A 20366-nucleotide genomic window follows, 5' to 3' on the forward strand; every position below is an offset into this window, starting at 1 on the left:
GGAAGGACTGACGAGGTGGCCGGTGGTAATGCAATCCGGGGTAGCCGGGTCGGGGCCGGCCCCATGGGCGAGGACGAGCGCGGCGAGGCCGCGCCTCGGCGGCAAGTGCGATACTTCTGCGCGCACGGGCATGTGAGCTCACCGTACTTCTCGGTGGACGCTGAGGTCCCGAACTCCTGGGACTGCACGCGCTGCGGCATGCCCGCGAGCCAGGACGAGCAGAACCCTCCGCCGTCGCCTCGTGTCGAGCCGTATAAGACCCATCTTGCCTACGTCAAGGAACGGCGCACGGACGAGGATGGAGCGGCCATCCTGGAAGAGGCGCTCGCCGCGCTCCGCCAGCGACGCCGCTTGTAACACCGCTTCGCCGAACCTGGCGATAAGCCACGCCAGAACCAGCTCAGGACCGGGGCGCCCGCAAGGGCGTCCCGGTTTTTCGTGCACGCCGAAAAGTCATGAAGGAAGTTTACTTGACCTTCGTGACAAGACGACGTAAGTTTTCGTCATCTACTCACGAGGATGGTGTCGATGGCGGCTTCGAAGGGCACGTTGATCCGGATTCGCGGGCTTCTGCCGTCCCTGCATCCGGCTGAACGCCGGGTGGCTGAGGCGGTCCTGGCCGATCCGGGCGGTGTCGCGACCACGAGCATCACGGCTCTGGCCCGCGCGGGCGACACGTCGGAGGCCACGGTGGTCCGGTTCTGCCGCACCGCGGGCTTCTCCGGGTACCCGGAGCTTCGCCTCGCCCTTGCCGTCGAGGCAGGCCGGAACGAGGCCAGCGGTGAGCGGCTCGTCGGAACGGATGTGGAACGGTCCGACACCCTGGAGCAGATCATCGGCAAGATTGTCACCGCGGACGAGCGGGCCATCAGGGACACGGCCGAAAGTCTGGACCGCGCGGCCCTCGCCGAGGTCGTGGAGGCGGTTGGATCGGCCCGCCGTATCGATCTGTTCGGCGTCGGCACCTCAGGGCTGGTGATCGCCGACCTCGGTCTGAAGCTTCGCCGGATAGGCAGGATGGCATTCGCCTGGTCCGACGTGCGGGAGGCATTATCGGCTGCGGCCTTGATGTCGGAGCAGGACGTCGCGATCGGTGTGTCCTACACGGGCGCCACCAGCGACACGGTCGATGCCCTGGCGGAGGCGAAGCGGCAGGGAGCCACCACCGTGGCGATCACCAACTTCGTCCGGTCACCGATCACCCGTGAAGCCGACCACGTGCTGACCACGGCCTCCAGCGAAACGACGTTCCGGGTCGGCGCCACGGCGAGTCACCACGCGCAGCTGACGGTCGTGGACATCCTCTTCGTGGCGGTCGCGCAACGCTCGTACGACGACACGCTGCGTGCGCTCGAGGCGACATTCGATGCCGTCGGCCGTCGTGGCTACGGGGATTCCCGGTCGTCATGAGTGTCAACGTGGCCGATGACCTCGTACCCACCGAAGCGCGTAATCCGCGCACTACCGACATCGACGTGCTACCCACGCTCGATCTCCTCCGCCGAATCAACGCCGAGGACGCAACCGTGCCCTCGCGAGTGGCGGCGGCGCTGCCGGCCTTGGCGGAACTGGTCGACGCTGCCACCCAGCGGTTCCGGGAGGGTGGCAGCGTGCACTACTTCGGCGCCGGCAGCTCTGGCCGGCTGGCCTCGCTGGACGTGGCGGAGTTGCCGCCCACCTACTCCGCTGATCCAGCACGGTTCGTGGTGCACCACGCCGGCGGCCAGGCAGCCTTGACCCACGCTGTCGAGGGCGCCGAGGACGACGTGGACGCCGGGGCTCAAGCCGCTGCCGGCCTGACCCGCGCCGACGTCGCGGTCGGTGTCGCGGCAAGCGGCCGGACCCCGTATGTCTCAGGGGCGCTCGGAGCGGCTCGCGCGGCCGGTGCCTTCACCGCCTTGATCAGCTCCAACCCTCGGGCCGAACTGGCCGCTCGGATCGACTGTCACGTGTGCGCGGCCACGGGACCCGAAGCGGTGGCCGGATCCACCCGGATGAAGGCCGGAACCGCAGCGAAGCTTCTGCTCAACAGTTTCTCGACGGGACTGATGATCCGGCTCGGCAAGACGTACTCCAATCTCATGATCGATCTCTCGGCGAGCAACGCGAAGCTCCGGGCGCGCACAGTGGCAATCCTCGCCGAGGCCACTGGCCAGGATCGGCGGGTCTGTGCGCGTGCTCTGTCCGAAGCGGACGGCGAGCTGAGGACCGCCCTCGTGGCTCTGATCGCCTCGGTGAGGCCTGGCCAGGCCAGAGAAGCCTTACGGTCCGCCGGAGCGGACGTGCGCGCGGCCATCGCCGCGTGTATGGGCGGCGAGGACGCCGGCGCCCCATGGGCGGACGTGCAGAACCAAAACGGATGAACCGGATACAGCACCACCCCACACAGCTCTCAAGGAGGATCGATGCGCACGACGAGAAATGCGTTATGGACGACCCTGATCGCGTCGCTTGTGCTGGTTGCAGCATGCGGCCAGGATGACGGAGGCGGCAGCACGGCCACCGAGGGAAACGACGCCGGCCAGGAGGCCGGCGAGTTCGAGGACGTGACTCTTGAGGTGTACAGCTGGCGTCCCGAGGACGCGGAAGGCTACCGGGCGATCTTCGACCAGTTCGAGGAGCTCCATCCCGGGATCACGGTGGAATTCTCTCCGTTCAGCTCGACGGACTACGACCAGATCTTGCAGAGTGCGCTTCAGTCCGGGAGCGGACCCGACATCGTGCAGATGCGTTCCTATGCGCGTGGCCGCCAGATCGCGGACCAGGGGTACCTCGAGCCGGTCGGTGACCTCGACGGACTCGGAACCTTCGACGACGAGTACCTCGACGCGGTCCGAGGCAGCGACGGAGAGGTCTACGGCGTGCCGCTGGCGTTGAATGCGGCCGTGACCCTGTACAACGTTGACGTCTTCGACGAGCACGGCGTGGACGTTCCCACCACATGGCCTGAACTGCTGGACGCCGCGGAGGAGTTCGAGAGTGCGGGCGTCACCCCGGTGGCGCAGGCCGGAGATGCGGCGTACCTGCTGTCGCTGACGCACGCGGCCTTGGCCCCCGGCGCCTACGGTCCGGACTTCATCGACCAGATCCGCGCGGGTGAGACGGACTTCACCGCGCCCGAGTTCGAGGCGTCGATTCAGCGGATGGTCGACCTGGAGCCGTACTTCCCGCCGAATTTCGTGGGCATCTCCGACGACGAGGCGCGCGGCATGTTCGCCATGGGCGAGGCCGCGATGTACATCAACGGTGACTACCGCATCGCGCCGTTGCGTGAGCTCAACCCAGACCTGGAGATGGGGATCATCCCGGCGCTGCCGGACTCGTCGTCGGGTGAGGTGAAAGTCAGTACGTGGGTGGACGGTGCCTATGCAGCCCTGGCCGACTCGGAGAACGTCGAGGCCGCGCGTGCGCTGCTGGAGTTCATGAGCAGCCAGGAGTTCGGCCAGGCATTCACCGAGCAGTTCGCCCGCACCAGCCCGGTCCCGGGTACCCAGGCGGAGGACGAACTGATCCAGAGCCTGATCGACCTCAGTGATCAAGGCGCCGTGCCGACGCTGTTCCACATCGACCTCGCCGGCGGGCAGCCGGACACCAAGGAGGAGTTCGAGAACGCACTGCAGGGCATGTATGTCGGCGCCATCGACGCGGACGAGGTCATCGAGACCGTCCAGACGTCGGCGGCGACGTGGTACGAGCCGTTCCAGCAGTGACGGCCGATGACGACCACACGACTCGAGACGGAGCCACGCCCCAGAACGGGGCGCGGCTCCGCCCGCCGGGGGATGAGCTGGTGGGTGCACCTGTTCGTCATTCCCGCGCTGCTGGTGTATGCGGTATTCGTCCTCTATCCGGTGATCCTGACGCTGTTCAACAGCTTCTTCGCCTTCGAAGGGCTCAAGCGCGGCGCGTGGATCGGCTTCGACAACTTCACCGCGCTGTTCACCACGCCGCCGCTCGATACGCGGGTGTGGAATGCCCTCGGAAACAACATTCAGATCTTCGTGCTGTCGTTCGCGCTCCAATGCGTCGTGGGCTTTCTGGTGGCGTCGCTGCTGTACCAGTACCGTGGCGGCCGGGAGATCTTCAAGGCGGCCTACTTCCTTCCCCGCTTGCTCTCGCTGATCGTGATCGGCTTTCTGTGGCAGATCATCTTCAGCCCGAACGTCGGTGCGCTGAACCAGTTCCTGGAGGCCGCCGGGCTCGGCGCGTTGGCGCAGAACTGGCTGGGCTCGCCGTCGACCGCCCTGTACACGGTCATCTTCGTCGAAGGGTGGTACCGGCTCGGGTTCAGCATCCTGGTCTTTCTCGCCAGCATGCAGGCCATCCCCGGCGCGATCTTCGAAGCGGCCCGACTCGACGGAGCGTCCCGTGTCCGCCTGCTCTGGTACTTCATGCTGCCGCTCACCCGGCCCGCGTGGATGATCCTAACCGTGCTCACGTTCATCGCGTCGTTCGAGATGTTCGACCTGGTGTACGCCATGCAGGGAGTCACTGGCAGCCCGTTCTACTCCAGCGACACGCTCGGCCTGCTGTTCTACCGGCTGGCGTTCGGGGGAGAGGGAGGCACCGCGGCGATCGGGCTGGGCTCCGCGCTGGCGTTGATGCTCATCGTGGGCATGGCGCTGATCTCCGGGCTGATGGTGTTCTTCTTCACCCGCAAACGAGTGGAATGGTGAGCCGCCGATGCTGACGACTACCACGACCACCGGCGTCGTGGGGCGTGGCCACCAGGGCGCGAAACGCACCCGTGGCAATGTCCGGCGCAGGATGCCCGCCATGCTCTCGTACGCCGTACTGGTCCTCTTCGCGATCATCGAGATGTATCCGATCTTCCTGATGGTCGCGAACTCCCTCCGCGACGACCTCGACATCCTGTCGAATCCGCTCGGGCTGCCGACCCAGCCGCAGTTCGGCAACTATGCCGAGATCTGGGAGCGCAGCAACTTTCCCGCCTATTTCGGCAACAGCGTGTACGTCACCGGGGTCGGCGTCGTCGTCCTGCTGCTGATCTCGTCGATGGCGGCGTTCTACCTGGCCCGATTCTCATTCAGGTGGAACAAGGCGCTGCTCATGGTTTTCATGCTAGGGCTGACGCTCCCGCTGAAGCTGGCCGTCGTTCCTCTGTTCATGCTCATGCAGTCCCTGGATCTGCTCGACACCCGCAATGGGCTGATCCTGGTGCTGATCGCCGAGCGGCTGTCGTTCGCGATCTTCGTCCTCTACGGCTTCTTCGTCACGCTGCCCCGTGACATCGAGGAGGCGGCGCTGGTCGACGGCGCCAACGTCTGGCAGGTGTACTGGCGAGTGGCGATGCCCGTGATGCGGCCTGCCCTGGCCACCGTGGCGATCGTCAGCATTGTCGGCATGTGGAACGAGTTCTTCTTTCCACTGGTGTTCATCCGCAGCGACGAGTTGCGGACGATCCCACTCGGCATGCTCACGATCGTGGGCGAGTTCAGCACCGAATGGGCACTGTTGTTCGCTGGCCTGACGCTGTCGTCGGTGCCCATGATCATCGCTTTCGTGGTTCTGGCACGCCAGTTCATGGAAGGACTGACGGAGGGAATCAGGTGACGCCACGTTCGGCCCGCACGATCACGTTCGACCTGGACGACACGTTGATCCGCAACGCGTTCAGCAGGTGGGTGATCCCGGAGATCGCCGAGAACCTCGCCAACGGCAGACAGAAGACGGACGTCGCCCGGTCGCTGCATATGCGCCATCGGCGTGCGCTGGAGCGCGGAGACGCCGTGACGGCGTACGACTGGCAGGTCCATACCGACGCCCTCGCCGAGGAGTCCGGTCTGGCCGCGGGAACCGTCGATGTCGCGGCAGTGGTGCGGCGCCACGCCGTGCCGGACAAGGTCCGGCTCTTGCACGACAAGACGATTCCCGTCCTGCGGGAGCTGCGCGACGGCGGGTGGCGGGTGGCGATCCTGACCAATGGCTTCCGCGTCTACCAGGAGCCCGTACTGCGGGCCACCGGCCTGTGGGAAGAGGTGGACGAGGTGTTCACCACGGACGATCTCGGATGGGCGAAGCCGGATCGGCGGGCTTTCGCCGCCGCGTTCGGCGGCGCGTCCACCACGGTGCATGTGGGAGACCGGATCGACCACGACATTCAAGGTGCCCGGCGCGCCGCGGCGACGAGTGTGCTGATGCGCCGCGACGCACCGTTCGTGGGCCGCACGGCCGGCCTCGACGCGGACCAGCTGGCCGTCATGCGCGCGTATCTGGTCAAGTCTGCCGCCGCACAGCGCGCGGCGGTCGCGGACGATGTCGCCGCCGAGCTGCTGCCGGATGCGGTGGTCGCGGACATCGTCGATCTTCCGCCGATCCTCGACGAGCTCGGAGAGGAGGCAACGCGGTAGCGGTGTCGCCGGGCTAGTCGCCTTCCGCGTCCCCGCCAGCTCAGCTTGAGGTCACTCCATCCCTGTACGCACGGTGTAAGGAGCAGCAATGAAGCAGACTCTGCGTCGGCTCGTCGTACCAGCAGTTGCCGCTGTCATGACGATGTCGGCGGTGATGTACGCGAACGCCGGCACCGAGGAGGCGGACTCAGCGGTGTCCGCGTCCGGGCCGAAAGACATGGCCTTGCGCGTCATGTCCTACAACATCGGTCAGGCGCGTGGTCTCGACGGTGACGTGAGCGTTCATCGCGTGGCGCACCGGATCGCCGAGAGCGGAGCCGAGGTGGTGGCGCTGCAGGAGGTGGACGTGCATTGGAGCACGCGCAGCGACCTGCGCGACCAGGCAGCCGAGCTCGCTGACCTGCTGGGAATGCACATGTACTTCGCACCGATCTACAGCTTCGAGCCGGACTACGATCCGGAGAATCCCAACGGTGACGACAACATCCCGGCTCCGCCCGGCGCGACCCAGCGGGCGTTCGGGCTGGCGATCTTGAGCGAGTATCCGATCGTGGCGGCGCAGAACCACGAACTGACCCGAATGGTGGGCCGGGGGCCCGACCGTGGCCAGGTGAAGCCGATTCCGGGCTTCGCTGACGTGACGGTGAACGTCAAGGGCGCTCACGTGCGCGTGTTCAGCTCCCATCTGCAAGCCGGCGCGACCCAGCTCGCCACCGAGATCCGCACCACTCAAGTGGCCGAGATCATGGAGATCATCGGCGACGAGCCGGCGAAAACCATTCTGATGGGGGACCTGAACGGTGCGGTCGAGCCGGACAGCCCGGTCTACCGGCCGGAGATCCTGCCGCTGTTCGGCGTCCTCGACGATGCCTGGGAGATGGGGGAGGGCGACGGCCACACGTTCCGTGCCGGCAATCCTGATCGGCGCATCGACTTCGTCCTGGCCAGCTCGGACGTGGTGGTGAACTCTGCTGAGGTGTTGGCGCTCGACGCGTCGGATCACCTCCCGGTGGTTGCCGACGTGACGCTACGAAAGTAGGACAGCTGTTGGGTGATCGCCATGGCGGCCGGCATGCTCTGGTGCGTGCCAGCCGTCCTGGCGGTCACCCGCGTCGCATGCCGATCGGTGACGAATCACCGAGGAGATGGCGGCGGACGTTGCGGAGGTTCATCGCGGGGGTTCATTCGAGAGGAGCAGCACATGAATGGTGTTCTGCGTCGACTGGCCCTGGCGGCCGTCGTCGGATTGACGAGCGCATCGGCGTTACTCGCGAGCGCGGGTGCCCAGGACGGCGCTCCGTCGTCGAAGGATGTCTCTTTGCGGGTGATGTCCTACAACATTCAGCACGCCCGCGGTGTCGATGGTGATGTGAGTGTCCACCGGGTGGCGCATCGGATCGCTGAGAGCGGCGCCGATGTGGTGGCGCTGCAGGAGGTGGATGTGCATTGGAGCACGCGCAGCGACCTCCGGGATCAGGCTTCTGAGCTGGCCGACCTGCTGGGGATGCACATGTACTTCGCACCGATCTACAGCTTCGAGCCGGGTTACGATCCGGAGAACCCCGGTGGTGAGGGCAGTGTTCCTGCGCCGCCTGGCGCTGAGCAGCGGGCGTTCGGGCTGGCGGTGTTGAGCACGTATCCGATCGTGTCGGCCACCAATCACGAGTTGACGCGGTCGGTGGGGCGCGGCCCGGATCGTGGCGAGGTAAAGCCAATTCCGGGATTCGCGGATGTGACGGTGAATGTGAGGGGGACACGGGTACGTGTGTTCAGCTCGCACTTGCAATCCGGTGACTCCGAGCAGGCAGCCGCCATTCGCACGGCCCAGGTGGCTGAAATGTTGGAGATCGTGGGCGAGGACCCGATCAGGACCATCCTGATGGGTGACCTCAACGACGATCGATCCTGGGTGTACGGCACCCTCGACCCGCTCTTCGACGTGCTCGACGACGGTTGGGAGCGCGCCGGACACGGCGATGGGCGCACCGCTTACCTGCCTGAGCCGGACCGGCGGATCGACTACGTCCTGACCAGCCCCGACATCGGGGTGACTTCGGTGGAAGTGTTGTTGAGCGACGCCTCGGATCACCTACCCGTGGTTGCAGACCTTGTGGTCCGGCGCTGATCGGTGCGCACATCTCGTTCGAGAGGAGCAGTACGTGAATCGTCTTCTGTATCGACTCGCCGTTATCGCTTTCGCTATCACGATGAGCGCGTCCGCGGTGGTGCACACGGCCACTGATTCGAGTGTCGAGGATCCGGTCGTGTCGATGGTTGGGGCCGCACTGCCCACCGAGGGCGTCGAGACCCGGGCAATGCAGGCCAGCCAGACAACGGCGGCGACAGCACAGGTCAAGGTGATCACCTACAACCTCTGTGGGGCCGCCAGCCATTGCGCCAACCCTGGCGAGATCGTCAACCGCACCGGCTACCTGATCGACGAGGTGCTGGCCTACGACGCCGACGTGGTCATGCTGACCGAAGTGTGTTATTTGCAGTATGCCCATATCCGGGACCAGCTGGTCGCCAAGGGATATGACCACAAGTGGGCCGCCAGTCGCCCACAGGTGGCGAACTGCACCCCGCCCGGCGGGAACACCGCTGATCTGGCCGCGCAGAACGCGCTGCGGTTCGGCAACGTGATCCTTGCGAAGAGCAGCCTCACCAACCGTGAGGAGATCAGGCTGACCGAGACCAATTACGGCACGGCGGCCATCAGCAAGGCGTTGTGTGCCGATGCCGGGATTCCTGGGCTGGGACAAGGAAAGGTCCGGGCGTGCGTGGCCCATCCTCGTGCGGGCAAGACCGGACCCGCCGCACGGGCTCGCTGGGACGAGCTGACCGCCTGGGCAGCCGAGGTGGACCGGTATCTTCACGGCAATGATCAGCTGGTGATCCTCGGTGGTGACTTCAACGCCGAACCGGGTGACCGGGAGCTGGACCCGTTCTACGCTCTTGACGGTATCGGCGAGTTCATTGAGCTCGACATGACCGACTCGGCGGCGTTCACCCCCGGCTGCACAAGTCAGCAGGCGACGCGGTGCCGTTCCGGCGCGCCCACGTTCATCCACCCGACCGACGGCCCGAAGAAGCTCGACTACATCTTCTTCTCGTCGTCCCATGTGAACGATTTCGGTGCCGGGGTCAGGCCCATCGGCCCGAACTCGGATCATCACCTGTTCCGCGGCTGGGCGAATGTGACCGTGAACTGACGCACCGCTCGGCGGGAACGGGCTACCTACCGCGGGCGCGGGCGAAAGCCTTCTTCGGCACCTTGGTGATGAAGAGGAAGCGCCTCTTGCTCTCCCGCCGGGCGAAACCGGTGTCGGTGAGGCGCTTCAGGACCACGGGGCACAGCTTGCACCGGGGCGTGCTTCGGCAGCACTTCTTCTTCGCCTTCACCGACCTCACAGTGAATGATAGGTCAGCTGGGCAGGCCGCAGGCGGATCGACGACCCACCACTTCTGATGGAGGACTCTAGGCGGTGGCGCGACGGTCCAGGCCCGGCGGAAGCTCGGACGCCGCGCCCTGGTCGAGAAGCCACATGGTGGCGTGCCGGCCGGTAGCGCCCGCCGCGGGTATTTGGGTGGGACCGGCTCCGGACAAGGCCATCCGCACGGCCGCGGCCTTGTCCTCGCCTGCCACGGTCAGCCAGACCTCTGCGGCGGAGCGAATGCTGGGTAAGGTCAAGCTGATCCGCGTGGGCGGCGGCTTGGGCGAGCCGTGCACAGCGACGGCAGCACGCTCTTCCTCGTACAACGCGGGGAACTCCGGGAACAACGACGCCACGTGGCCGTCCGGGCCGACGCCGAGCATCAGCACGTCGAACTCCGGCACATCGCTGTCCGCGCTGGGCTGCGCGGCCGCTGCCAGGGACGCGCGGTAGGCTTCCGCGGCGCGCTGCGGATCGCCGGCGAACTCGCCGTCGTCCGCGGGCATCGGGTGCACCCGTGCCGGCTCGATCGGCACGTGGTCCAGCAGCGCGTCCCGCGCTTGCGTCTCGTTGCGCTCCGGATCACCCGGAGGCAGGAAACGCTCGTCGCCCCACCAGATATCGACGCGCGGCCAGTCGATGGCCGAGTGGGCGGGGGAGCGGCGGACGGCGGCGAGCATGGCGGTGCCGATCCGCCCGCCGGTGAGCACCACCGAGGCGTGCCCGCGGGCTGCCTGGGCGTCGACGACACGGGTGATCAGCCGAGCGGCTGCCGCCTCGGCCAGGACGTCGGGATCCCGATGAATGATCACAGAAGTCGAGCTCATCGCTTCGCCTTGACTTTCGTCCGGGTGACCTTGCCGGTCTCGCGTTGCAGTTCCAGCCCGGTGGCCAGGACATCACCGTAGACGTCGTCGGGGTCCAGCCGGCGCAGTTCCTCGGCGAGACACTCGCCCTCCGTCCGCCGTGGCAGGGAGACCTTCCGGTCAACCCGGCCCGGCACGCTGAGCACGGCGACATCGTCGTCCGGGCGCTCAATGCTGATGGGCCCCGACGCGCGCTCCAGGCGCACGCTGAGCATGCCTTCCACGCCGCTGGCCTTGGTCCTGGTGACCGGGCAGCGCAGGGTAAGGGACAGCCACCCCGCGAGCAGGTCAGCGCTCGGGTTGTCCGGCCCGCCGACGACGCGCACCGCGGTCACTTCTTCGTGCGGCGGCTGGTCCAGCGCTGCCGCGAGCAATGCCCGCCAGAGCGTCAGCCGGGTCCAGGACAGGTCGGTGTCGCCTGGGCGATGGCTGGCCACCCGGTCCTGCAGCGCGGCCAGGGGCCGTTTGCACGCCGCCGCGTCGGTGATCCGGCGCTGGGCCAGCGTTCCGACCGGATCCTCGGCGGGAACCTCCGGCGCCTCGGCCGGCCACCACGCGACGATGGGCGCGTCGGGCAGGAGCAGCGGCACCACCACGGAGACAGGATGAGCGGTCAGCGGGCCGAAGGTGCGCAGCACGATCACCTCGCTCGCTCCGGCATCGCCCCCGACCCTGATCTGCGCGTCGAGCCGGGTCGAGCCGCGGGAGGTGCCGCGAATCACCGCGATGATCCTGCACGGATGCTCGTGACTTGCGTGATTCGCTGACGCGATCGCGCTTTCGGCGTGTTCCTCATCGGTGACCAGAACGAGCGTCAGCACCCGGCCGAGGGTCACCGCACCATGCTTCTCCCGCAGATCGACCAGGCGTTTGCCGACGTCGCTCGCGGTGGTGGTGGGCAGATCGATGATCACGGCATCCTCCAGGTGCGCCCGTCGCGGGCGAGCATCTCGTCGGCCGACGCCGGCCCCCAGCTGCCGGAGCCGTACGGCTCGGGCTTGCCATTGGCCGCCCAGAACTCCTCGATCGGATCGAGGATCTTCCACGACAGCTCGACTTCCTCGTGCCGCGGGAACAGAGGAGGATCTCCGAGCAGTACGTCGAGGATGAGCCGCTCGTAGGCTTCGGGACTCTCCTCGGTGAACGAGTAGCCGTAGCCGAAGTCCATGGTGACGTCGCGCACCTCCATCGCGGTGCCCGGTACCTTGGAACCGAACCTGATGGTGACGCCTTCGTCCGGCTGTACCCGGATCACCAGGGCGTTCTGCCCGAGCTCCTCGGTGGCCGTGGACTCGAACGGCAGGTGCGGCGCTCGCTTGAACACCACCGCGACCTCCGTGACCCGGCGGCCCAGGCGTTTGCCCGTGCGCAGATAGAAAGGCACCCCGGCCCAGCGGCGGGTGTCGATGTCGAGCCGGATCGCGGCGTAGGTCTCGGTGGTGGAGTCCGGCGCGATACCGTCCTCCTCCAGGTAGCCGGGGACCTGGACACCGCCGGCCCAGCCCGCGGCGTATTGACCACGAGCGGTGTGCTCGCCCAGGTCCTGGGGCAGCCGGACGGCGGAGAGCACCTTCTCCTTCTCCGCGCGCAGATCGGCGGCGTCGAACGACACCGGTTCCTCCATCGCCACCAGGGCCAGAAGCTGCAGGAGATGGTTCTGGATGACGTCCCGTGCGGCGCCGATACCGTCGTAGTAGCCGGCCCGCCCGCCGATGCCGATGTCCTCCGCCATGGTGATCTGGACGTGGTCCACGTAGTGGGCATTCCACATCGGTTCGAACATCTGGTTGGCGAAGCGCAGCGCCATGATGTTCTGGACGGTCTCCTTGCCCAGGTAGTGGTCGATGCGGAAAATCGAGTCGGCCGGGAAGATGTCCTCGACCACGGCGTTGAGCTCGCGTGCGCTGGCGAGGTCGTGGCCGAAAGGCTTCTCGATCACCACTCGCCGCCACTGGTCCTCGTTCTCGGGCTCCGCGAGTCCGGACCGGGCGAGCTGCTTGCAGACGACATCGAAGAACGACGGCGGGATGGACAGATAAAAGGCGTGGTTGCCGCCCGTACCCTGCTTCTCGTCCAGCTCCCGGACCGTGCGCTCCAGCTCGTCGAACGCGTTGTCGTCGGAGAAGTCACCCGGAACGAACCGGAAACCCTCGGAGAGCTGGCGCCAGGTGCCCTCGCTGAATGGCGTCCGGGCGTGCTGGCGGACGGCGTCGTGCACCTGCTTGCCGAAGTCCTGGTGTTCCCAGTCCCGGCGGGCGAACCCGACGAGCGAGAACCCGGGCGGGAGCAGCCCGCGGTTGGCCAGATCGTAGACGGCCGGCATGAGCTTGGTCCGGGCAAGGTCTCCAGTGACGCCGAAGATGACCAGGCTGGACGGCCCGGCGATCCTGGGTAGCCGCTTGTCGCGCTTATCTCGCAGCGGGTTGGCGTTCCACGTCATGACAGGACCTCGCGCAACCGCTGGATCCCCGACACCCGGTCGGTCAGATGCAGCCGGAGCACCGGCCGCCCGTGATCTGCCAGTACTTGAGCGTCGCCCGCAGCTTGCGCCGCGATGAGCCGGCCGAACGTGAACGGGCGATCCGGTATGTCAAGGTCTTCTGAGACCGCGCCGGTGACCTGAAGGAACACTCCCTGGGCAGGCCCGCCCTTGTGGTATTGGCCGGTGGAGTGCAGGAACCGCGGACCCCAGCCGAACGTGGTGGGACGGCCCGTGCGGCGACTGAGCGGTACGCGCACCTGCGCGAGCCCGGAGTCCTCGCCCTCCCGGTCCAGATACGCCATCACCGCCAGGTAGCCGCCGTTGTCGAGCTGGCTCAGCAGCGACTGCACGGCGCCCTCGAGTGAGCTCACGCCGTCCAGCAGACCCGCTGATCCGCGCACCTCGACGCCGTCGTCCACGAACGTGGCCGGCTCCGGTTCCGGAGTGGCATCCAGCATTCCGCGGGCGGCGACCTTGGCGCTCTCGACGTCCGGCTGGTCGAACGGGTTGATGCCCAGCAGCCTGCCGGCGACCGCCGTCGCGTACTCCCAGAGCAGGAACTGCGCTGCAAGCGGCCCGGTGACGGTGATGCCGGCGACCAAGGGGGAGGCCGCCATCACGTCGCTGACCGGGGCGCTGAGCCGCGCCGGCAAGACGTCCGCCGGTGGGTGGTCGATCTCGGGGTCGCCGGACTCGGCGGCGATCGGCAGGACGCCGGTGCCGAGCTTGCCGGTCGACTCCGCGATGAGCTGTTCGGCCCAGTCCGGGAAACCGGCCAGGCCGGAGCCGGCATTGGCGATGGCGATCTTGTCGCGGGCCCGTCCGGGCGTGGAGCCGGCCGCGTCCTGCGTCCCGTCGTGATCGCCGCTCATGGCGGCCGCGAGCACCAGGGCGGGATTGTCGGGTGAATCCTGCGCCAGGAGATCGGCGACCGCGGCGGCCTCGTCGAGCAGGCCGGCGATGTCCGCGCCGGCAAGCCCGCTCGGGACGAGGCCGAACGCGGTGAGTGCGGAATACCGGCCTCCGACGTTCGGATCGGCCAGGAAGAGCCCCCGGTAGCCGGACTTCTCCGCGTGCTCCGCCAGGGCGGAGCCGGGATCGGTCACGGCGACCATACGCGAGGCGGCGTCGATACCGGCGGCCGTGAACGCCGCCTCGAAGACCCTGCGCTGGCTGTCGGTCTCGACGGTGCTTCCCGACTTGCTGGAAACCACCAGAACCGTGCGCTCGAGCCGGTCCGCCAGCGCCCTGCGCACCGGCGCCGGATCGGTGGTGTCCAGCACCGTCAGCTCCACACCCGCCGTGCGAGTGATCACCTCGGGGGCGAGCGACGATCCGCCCATCCCCGCCAGGACGATGCGGTCCAGCCCCTCGGCGCGCAGCTCGGCGTACAGTGCCTCGATCTGAGCGAGCAGCGGCCGCGAAGTCTCGTGCAGATCTGTCCAGCCGAGCCGGATGGACGCCTCGGACTCGGCATCGGGACCCCACAGCGTGGCGTCCTTCGCGCTGATCCGGGACGCCACGCGGTCGGCGACGAGCCGATCCACGACGGCCGCCACGTCGACACCGTGCGGTGTCACGGTCAGCTCACTCGTCACTTCGCCGCCTCCACTCTCATGGTCGCGCTCAGTTCCTCGTTCGCTGCGCGGACGACCTCCTCCGTCGGCCAGCCGCTTCGCTCACTCGTCACTTCGCCGCCTCCAGCTTCCCCGCCACCGACTCCAGCAGCTCGTTCCAGCTCGACTCGAACTTCTCGACGCCTTCGTCCTCGAGCGTCCGGCTGACGTCTGCCAGGTCGACGCCGGCGGACTCGAGCGCGGCGAACGTCTGCCGGGCGTCGTCCAGGTTCGGCCGGATCGTGTCGCCGGTGACGACTCCGTGGTCCGCCACCGCTTCGAGCGTCGACTCGGGCATGGTGTTGACCGTATCGGGTGCGACGAGCTGATCGACGTACATCGTGTCGGGATACGACGGGTTCTTCGTGGATGTCGACGCCCACAGCGGCCGCTGCCGCTTGGCTCCCGCCGCCTCGAGCCGTCGCCAGCGGTCGGCGGCGATGACTTCTTCGTACGCGGCGTACGCGAGTCGCGCGTTGGCCACGGCCGCCTTCCCGCGCAAGGCGAGCGCCTCGTCGGTGCCGATGGAGTCGAGACGCTTGTCCACCTCGGCGTCAACCCGGCTGACGAAGAACGAGGCCACCGACGCGGTGCCGTCCAGCGACTCACCGGCTTCGAGGCGCTGCTCCAAGCCCGTCTGGTAGGCGTCCATCACCTCGTGGTACCGCTCGATCGAGAAGATCAGCGTGACGTTGACGCTGATGCCCGCGGCGATGGTCGAGGTGATGGCGGGCAGCCCGGCCCGAGTGGCCGGGATCTTGATGAAGATGTTCGGCCGGTCCACGAGGCTCCATAGATCCCGTGCCTGTGCCGTGGTCGCGTCTGTCTCGTGTGCCAGCCGCGGGTCGACCTCGATGGACACCCGGCCGTCGAGTCCGCCGGTGCGTTCCACCACCGGGGCCAGCAGATCAGCCGCCGCGCGGACGTCGTTGCTGGTGAAGTCGCGCACGGCTGCTTCCGCGTCCGACCCTTGCCGGGCATGTCTGCGCAGATCGTCGTCGTACAAGCTGCTCTTGCTGATCGCGGCCTGGAAGATCGACGGGTTGGTCGTGACACCCACCACCTCCCTGGTGTCCACGAGCTCCTGCAGGTTTCCCGTGGTGAGCCGGTCTCGGGAGAGGTCGTCGAGCCAGACGGCGACACCCTCAGCGGACAGTTTGGCCAGTGGGCTGTTCTCAGCGGTCATCGGTACTGCCTCCAATATCGAATCTGTTGCGCCCGGCCGCTACGTCTCAGCGTGCCGCGCAGGTCAGCGGGTGGCGTCGATGGATTCCCTGGCGGCGGCGACGACAGCCTCCGGCGTGAGGCCGAACTCCCGGAACAGAACCTTGTAGTCCGCCGACGCGCCGAAGTGCTCGAGACTCACCGCGCGCCCGGCGTCACCCAGATAGCGGTACCAGCTCATCGCCACCCCCGCCTCGATCGACACCCGGGCCTTCACATCGGGCGGAAGGACCGACGCCTTGTACTCGTCGTCCTGGGCTTCGAACCATTCGTGAGAGGGGAAGGAAACCACACGGGTGGGGATACCCTCCGACTGCAACTCATCACGGGCCTCGACGGCAATCTGGACCTCGGAACCACTCGCCATCACAATAACCTGGGGCTTCACGGCCTGGCCGGCGGACTCGGCCTCGGCGAAGACGTACGCGCCCTTGCTGGTAAGATCCGCCGACCCGTACCTGGACCGGTCGTAGACGGGCACGTTCTGCCGGGTCAGCGCGATGCCGGCCGGACGGTCGTTGTGCTCGAGGATGGTGCGCCAAGCCACGGCGGTCTCGTTGGCGTCGGCGGGCCGCACCACGTCGAGGCCCGGGATGGCCCGCAGCGCCGATAGGTGCTCCACGGGCTGGTGCGTGGGGCCGTCCTCACCGAGACCGATCGAGTCGTGCGTCCACACGAAGGTCACCGGAATCTGCTGCAGCGCCGCCAGCCGCACGGCGGCTCGCTGGTAGTCGCTGAAGACCAGGAACGTCGCCGCGTACGGACGAGTCAGGCCGTTCAGGGCGATGCCGTTGGCGATCAGGCCGGCCGCGAACTCGCGGATACCGAAGTGCAGGGTGCGCCCATAGGGGTGACCTGGGAACATCTCGCTGGAGCGCTTCACGGGCAGGAAGCTCGGCTCGCCGTTGATGGTGGTGTTGTTGGAGCCGGCCAGGTCGGCGGATCCGCCCCAGAGCTCCGGAAGCACCGGCGCGATCGCATTGAGTACCTTGCCGGACGCGGCGCGCGTGGCGATGCCCTTCTTGGACGGCTCGAACTCGGGGAGCGCGTCGGTCCAGCCGTCCGGCAACGCATGGTCGGTGAGCCGGTCCAGCAGGGCGGCGCGGTCGGGGTTCGCCTCCCGCCAGGCGGTGTAGCGCTCGTCCCACTCGGCACGCAGCTTCTCGCCGCGCTCGAGCGCGGACCGTGTGTGGGCGATGACGTCATCGGACACGTCGAAGGTCTTGTCCGGGTCGGCGCCGAGGATCCGTTTGGTCGCGGCGACCTCCTCCGCGCCCAGGGCAGAGCCGTGGATGGCGCCGGTGTTCTGCTTGTTCGGTGCGGGCCATCCGATCGTGGTCCGCACGGCGATGAACGACGGCCGGTCTGTCACCTCGCGTGCGGCGGTCAGCGCCTCGAAGATCGCCTGCGGGTCCTCGCGGTACTCGCCTCCAGCGGTGAAGTCGACCACCTGTGTGTGCCAGCCGTACGCCTCGTATCGGGCGACTGTGTCCTCGGTGAAGGCGATGTTGGTGTCGTCCTCGATGGAGATCTTGTTGTCGTCCCACATCACGATGAGGTTGCCGAGCTCCTGGGTGCCGGCGAGCGAGCTGGCCTCGCTCGAGACGCCCTCCTGGAGATCACCGTCGGAAGCGATGACGTAGATGTGATGGTCGAAGACGCTCTCGCCCGGGGCGGCATCGGGATCGAGGAGGCCGCGCACGCGGCGTGCGGCGAAGGCGAGCCCGACGGCTGAGCCGAAGCCCGAGCCCAAGGGGCCGGTGGTGACCTCGACGCCCTCGGTGTGGTGGAACTCCGGATGGCCCGGTGTCCGCGAGCCCCAGGTCCGGAACGACTTGAGGTCGTCGAGCGAGAGCGGGTATCCCGCCAGGTACAGCTGAATGTACTGCGTGAGGCTGCTGTGGCCGGCGGAGAGGACGAACCGGTCCCGGCCCAGCCACAGGGGATCGGAGGGGTCGTGCCGCAGCACGCGCTGATACAGCGTGTAGGCGACTGGAGCGAGACTCATCGCGGTACCGGGATGGCCGTTGCCCGCCTTCTCGACGGCGTCCATGGCGAGAAGCCGGACGGTGTCCACCGCGCGGTCGTCGAGCTCGGACCACTCCATGCCTGCGGCGTGGGCGTCTGTCGTGTTCACTGGCGTGTTGTCCCTTCACTACAGCCGTGGATGTCGGCCACTGCGCGATACCGAGGTCCCGCGTGCGCCTCACGGGTCATGATGCCGAGCCTAGTGTCGACCCCCGACGGCGCGCCCGGTGCGGTCACTCACATGACTGCACCGTTAGACTCAACAGGCAACTCGTGGCGGATGATTCCGCATCGCCCTGTACGCCCTACCACACTGAGGATGATTGTGACGGCCGTGGAGCACCAGCGCGCCGAGGCGCCACGTGTCTTGGACCGGCCACCCGGCTGGCGCCACGTGGTGGGTGCGTACATTTCACTGATGAAGCTCCGGGTCGTTGAGCTTCTCCTGGTCACCACCTTGCCGGCCATGGTGCTCGCCCAGCGTGGGCTGCCTCCGCTCGGGCTGGCACTGGTGACGCTGGGTGGCGGGACGCTTGCCGCGGGCAGCGCGCACGCGTTCAATCAGGTGCTGGAACGCGACATCGACGCCGTGATGCACCGCACCCGCAGGCGTCCGGTGGCCACCGCCCTGGTCTCACCCGCCGCTGGCTTCGCATTCGCGTCTGTCCTGCTGGTGATCTCGGTCACCATGATGGTGGTGTGGGTCAATCCGCTCGCAGCCATCCTCACCGCCGCGGCGAACCTGTTCTACGTCCTCGTCTATACGGTGTTGCTCAAGCGGCGGACCACTCAGAACATCGTGTGGGGCGGTGTCGCGGGATGTTTGCCCACGCTGATCGGCTGGTCGGCGGTCACCGGGAGTCTCGGCTGGCCTCCGGTGCTGCTCTTCCTCATCGTATTCTTCTGGACGCCGCCGCACTACTGGCCACTGGCCATGCGCTATCGGGAGGACTACGAACGGGCGGGCATCCCGATGCTGCCGGTGCGAGCGTCCGCACGCACCGTGGCCGGGCAGATCCTCGCGTACTCGTGGGCCATGGTCGCCACGTCGGTGGTGCTGTGGCCGGTGGCGAGCCTCGGATGGATCTACGCGCTCGGGGCCGTCGTCGGCGCCGTCTGGTTCCTGCTCGAGGCGCACAGGCTCTACGCCCGTGCTCGCCAGGATCCCGGTGGTGCGGGCCTGAAGGCCATGCGCGTGTTCCACGGCTCCATCACGTACCTGACCATCGTCTTCGTCGCGGTCATGGCCGACGTGCTGCTCCTCGGCTGAGCCGTCAAGGCTCCCTGCCACGCGCTTTGGCCCCCTGACGGTCAGCTCGCACCGCGCTGACCAGTGGGATTTGAGTCTCCAGCGACTGGAGGGTTTAGGGTGGATCGCGTGAATGAGGACGGCATGTGGCTGACCATCGGTGACGCGTCGAAGCGCACGGGGCTGCCGGTCAAGACCATCCGGTACTACGCCGACATCGGTCTCGTGCCGTCCACCGAAAGGTCCCCGGCGGGCTACCGCCTCTACGACGCCGCCACGATCGCGCGTCTCGACCTGGTGCGGACGTTGCGGGACCTCGACTTCGACCTTGGATCGATCCGGGCGTTGCTGGAGAAGAGCACGTCACTGCCTGAACTTGCCGCGCACCATGCGGGAGCGCTCGACGCGCAGATCCGCATCCTGAGCGCCCGGCGGTCGGTGTTGCGAGCCGTGGCTCAGCTGGGGATCGACAGCGAGGAGGAATTGATGATGATGAACAGGCTCGCGCGGTTGTCGGCAGAGGAACGCCAGCGGATCCTCGATGAGTACTTCGACGAGACCTTCGAGGGGCTGGACATCGATCCGCAGTTCGTCGCGATGTCGCGCTCAGTCCGGGTGGATCTGCCCGAAGACCCGAGCCCGGCGCAGGTCGAGGCATGGATTGAGCTCGCTGAGCTGGTGCTGGATCCGGAGTACCGTGCCCGGGTCAGGCAGATGGCAAGAGCCGCGCACGACGCCCGGAGCGCCGGGGACACGCGCGCCGGCTCTGCTGCCAGCCAGCAAGAGCTGTTCGCGCGTGTCGTCGCCGCCGTGGAGCCGTTGCGATCGGCGGGCGTCGACCCAGCCTCCGGATCGGTTCGGGCCGTGGTGGACGAGCTGGCCGCGGCGTTCGCCGCCGCGGGCCTGGTCGCCGACGACGCCGGATTCCGGCGGAAACTGGCCGATCAGATCACCATGTTCTCCGATCGCCGGGTGGAACGATTCTGGGAGCTCGTCGGTCTGGTGAACGGATGGCCCCAGCGACCGCAGTCCAATGCGGTCGTGAACATGGAGTGGTTCGCCGAGGCGCTCCGCGCCAGCATCACGTGACGCGCCG

General features: G+C 67.5%; 18 protein-coding genes. 12 read left to right on the forward strand and 6 right to left on the reverse strand.

The window, feature by feature from the left end:
• Positions 1-15: 15 nt before the first annotated feature.
• The 10 genes from G1H11_RS01115 (at position 16) to G1H11_RS01160 (ending at position 9583) form a co-directional block, all read left to right on the forward strand.
• Positions 16-357: an RNA polymerase-binding protein RbpA gene (locus G1H11_RS01115; RefSeq protein ID WP_163815221.1), complete on the forward strand. Its 342-nt coding sequence runs from the start codon at positions 16-18 to the stop codon at positions 355-357.
• Between the two features lie 171 nt (positions 358-528).
• On the forward strand, positions 529-1410 hold the full coding sequence (locus G1H11_RS01120) for a MurR/RpiR family transcriptional regulator (RefSeq protein WP_163815223.1): 882 nt from the start codon (positions 529-531) through the stop codon (positions 1408-1410).
• The gene (locus tag G1H11_RS01125; RefSeq protein WP_163815225.1) at positions 1407-2363 is read left to right on the forward strand and encodes an N-acetylmuramic acid 6-phosphate etherase; all 957 of its coding nucleotides are present in this window, start codon (positions 1407-1409) and stop codon (positions 2361-2363) included. Before G1H11_RS01120 ends, G1H11_RS01125 begins: the two co-directional genes overlap by 4 nt.
• 42 nt (positions 2364-2405) lie before the next feature.
• On the forward strand, positions 2406-3710 hold the full coding sequence (locus G1H11_RS01130) for an ABC transporter substrate-binding protein (protein WP_163815226.1): 1305 nt from the start codon (positions 2406-2408) through the stop codon (positions 3708-3710).
• A gap of 6 nt (positions 3711-3716) precedes the next feature.
• On the forward strand, positions 3717-4676 hold the full coding sequence (locus G1H11_RS01135; protein ID WP_216843316.1) for a carbohydrate ABC transporter permease: 960 nt from the start codon (positions 3717-3719) through the stop codon (positions 4674-4676).
• Positions 4677-4683: 7 nt separating this feature from the next.
• Entirely contained in the window at positions 4684-5574 is an 891-nt protein-coding gene (locus G1H11_RS01140) for a carbohydrate ABC transporter permease (protein WP_216843317.1), read from the forward strand.
• On the forward strand, positions 5571-6371 hold the full coding sequence (locus tag G1H11_RS01145) for an HAD-IA family hydrolase (protein WP_163815228.1): 801 nt from the start codon (positions 5571-5573) through the stop codon (positions 6369-6371). The genes G1H11_RS01140 and G1H11_RS01145 overlap by 4 nt, the downstream gene beginning before the upstream one ends.
• An 88-nt stretch (positions 6372-6459) precedes the next feature.
• Positions 6460-7410 (forward strand): endonuclease/exonuclease/phosphatase family protein, encoded by a 951-nt coding sequence (locus tag G1H11_RS01150; RefSeq protein ID WP_163815230.1) that lies wholly within the window; start codon positions 6460-6462, stop codon positions 7408-7410.
• Positions 7411-7572: 162 nt separating this feature from the next.
• Positions 7573-8496: an endonuclease/exonuclease/phosphatase family protein gene (locus tag G1H11_RS01155; protein ID WP_163815232.1), complete on the forward strand. Its 924-nt coding sequence runs from the start codon at positions 7573-7575 to the stop codon at positions 8494-8496.
• A gap of 34 nt (positions 8497-8530) precedes the next feature.
• Positions 8531-9583 carry an endonuclease/exonuclease/phosphatase family protein gene (locus tag G1H11_RS01160; protein WP_163815234.1) on the forward strand — a complete coding sequence of 351 codons (1053 nt, stop codon included), beginning with the start codon at positions 8531-8533 and terminating at the stop codon, positions 9581-9583.
• 266 nt (positions 9584-9849) lie between these two features.
• Here G1H11_RS01160 and pgl read toward each other — a convergent pair whose 3' ends face one another.
• From pgl to tkt, 6 genes are all read right to left on the reverse strand, one after another.
• Positions 9850-10632 carry a 6-phosphogluconolactonase gene (gene pgl, locus G1H11_RS01165; RefSeq protein ID WP_163815236.1) on the reverse strand — a complete coding sequence of 261 codons (783 nt, stop codon included), beginning with the start codon at positions 10630-10632 and terminating at the stop codon, positions 9850-9852.
• On the reverse strand, positions 10629-11585 hold the full coding sequence (gene opcA, locus G1H11_RS01170) for a glucose-6-phosphate dehydrogenase assembly protein OpcA (protein ID WP_163815238.1): 957 nt from the start codon (positions 11583-11585) through the stop codon (positions 10629-10631). Before opcA ends, pgl begins: the two co-directional genes overlap by 4 nt.
• On the reverse strand, positions 11582-13111 hold the full coding sequence (gene zwf / locus G1H11_RS01175; RefSeq protein ID WP_163815240.1) for a glucose-6-phosphate dehydrogenase: 1530 nt from the start codon (positions 13109-13111) through the stop codon (positions 11582-11584). The genes opcA and zwf overlap by 4 nt, the downstream gene beginning before the upstream one ends.
• Entirely contained in the window at positions 13108-14751 is a 1644-nt protein-coding gene (locus G1H11_RS01180) for a glucose-6-phosphate isomerase (protein WP_163815242.1), read from the reverse strand. The genes zwf and G1H11_RS01180 overlap by 4 nt, the downstream gene beginning before the upstream one ends.
• 88 nt (positions 14752-14839) lie before the next feature.
• Positions 14840-15955 carry a transaldolase gene (tal, locus tag G1H11_RS01185; RefSeq protein ID WP_163815244.1) on the reverse strand — a complete coding sequence of 372 codons (1116 nt, stop codon included), beginning with the start codon at positions 15953-15955 and terminating at the stop codon, positions 14840-14842.
• A gap of 63 nt (positions 15956-16018) precedes the next feature.
• The gene (tkt, locus tag G1H11_RS01190) at positions 16019-18100 is read right to left on the reverse strand and encodes a transketolase (RefSeq protein WP_174257323.1); all 2082 of its coding nucleotides are present in this window, start codon (positions 18098-18100) and stop codon (positions 16019-16021) included.
• Positions 18101-18340: 240 nt separating this feature from the next.
• On the opposite strand from tkt, the gene G1H11_RS01195 reads away from it, so the two are divergent.
• Together G1H11_RS01195 and G1H11_RS01200 are read left to right on the forward strand one after the other, a co-directional pair.
• Complete coding sequence (locus G1H11_RS01195; protein WP_163815248.1) at positions 18341-19291, forward strand: heme o synthase; 951 nt, start codon at positions 18341-18343, stop codon at positions 19289-19291.
• A gap of 108 nt (positions 19292-19399) precedes the next feature.
• Positions 19400-20359 (forward strand): MerR family transcriptional regulator, encoded by a 960-nt coding sequence (locus G1H11_RS01200; protein ID WP_163815250.1) that lies wholly within the window; start codon positions 19400-19402, stop codon positions 20357-20359.
• The last annotated feature ends 7 nt before the right edge of the window (positions 20360-20366 follow it).

The organism is Phytoactinopolyspora alkaliphila (assembly GCF_010550695.1).
Taxonomy (GTDB): Bacteria; Actinomycetota; Actinomycetes; order Jiangellales; family Jiangellaceae; genus Phytoactinopolyspora; species Phytoactinopolyspora alkaliphila.

Coding starts and splice junctions, on each gene's coding strand:
- G1H11_RS01120 (WP_163815223.1), top strand. CDS start 529: ATGGCGGCTTCGAAGGGCACGTTGATCCGGATTCGCGGGCTTCTGCCG.
- G1H11_RS01125 (WP_163815225.1), top strand. CDS start 1,407: ATGAGTGTCAACGTGGCCGATGACCTCGTACCCACCGAAGCGCGTAAT.
- G1H11_RS01130 (WP_163815226.1), top strand. CDS start 2,406: ATGCGCACGACGAGAAATGCGTTATGGACGACCCTGATCGCGTCGCTT.
- G1H11_RS01135 (WP_216843316.1), top strand. CDS start 3,717: ATGACGACCACACGACTCGAGACGGAGCCACGCCCCAGAACGGGGCGC.
- G1H11_RS01140 (WP_216843317.1), top strand. CDS start 4,684: ATGCTGACGACTACCACGACCACCGGCGTCGTGGGGCGTGGCCACCAG.
- G1H11_RS01150 (WP_163815230.1), top strand. CDS start 6,460: ATGAAGCAGACTCTGCGTCGGCTCGTCGTACCAGCAGTTGCCGCTGTC.
- G1H11_RS01155 (WP_163815232.1), top strand. CDS start 7,573: ATGAATGGTGTTCTGCGTCGACTGGCCCTGGCGGCCGTCGTCGGATTG.
- pgl (WP_163815236.1), bottom strand. CDS start 10,632: ATGAGCTCGACTTCTGTGATCATTCATCGGGATCCCGACGTCCTGGCC.
- zwf (WP_163815240.1), bottom strand. CDS start 13,111: ATGACGTGGAACGCCAACCCGCTGCGAGATAAGCGCGACAAGCGGCTA.
- tal (WP_163815244.1), bottom strand. CDS start 15,955: ATGACCGCTGAGAACAGCCCACTGGCCAAACTGTCCGCTGAGGGTGTC.
- tkt (WP_174257323.1), bottom strand. CDS start 18,100: ATGGAGTGGTCCGAGCTCGACGACCGCGCGGTGGACACCGTCCGGCTT.
- G1H11_RS01195 (WP_163815248.1), top strand. CDS start 18,341: ATGATTGTGACGGCCGTGGAGCACCAGCGCGCCGAGGCGCCACGTGTC.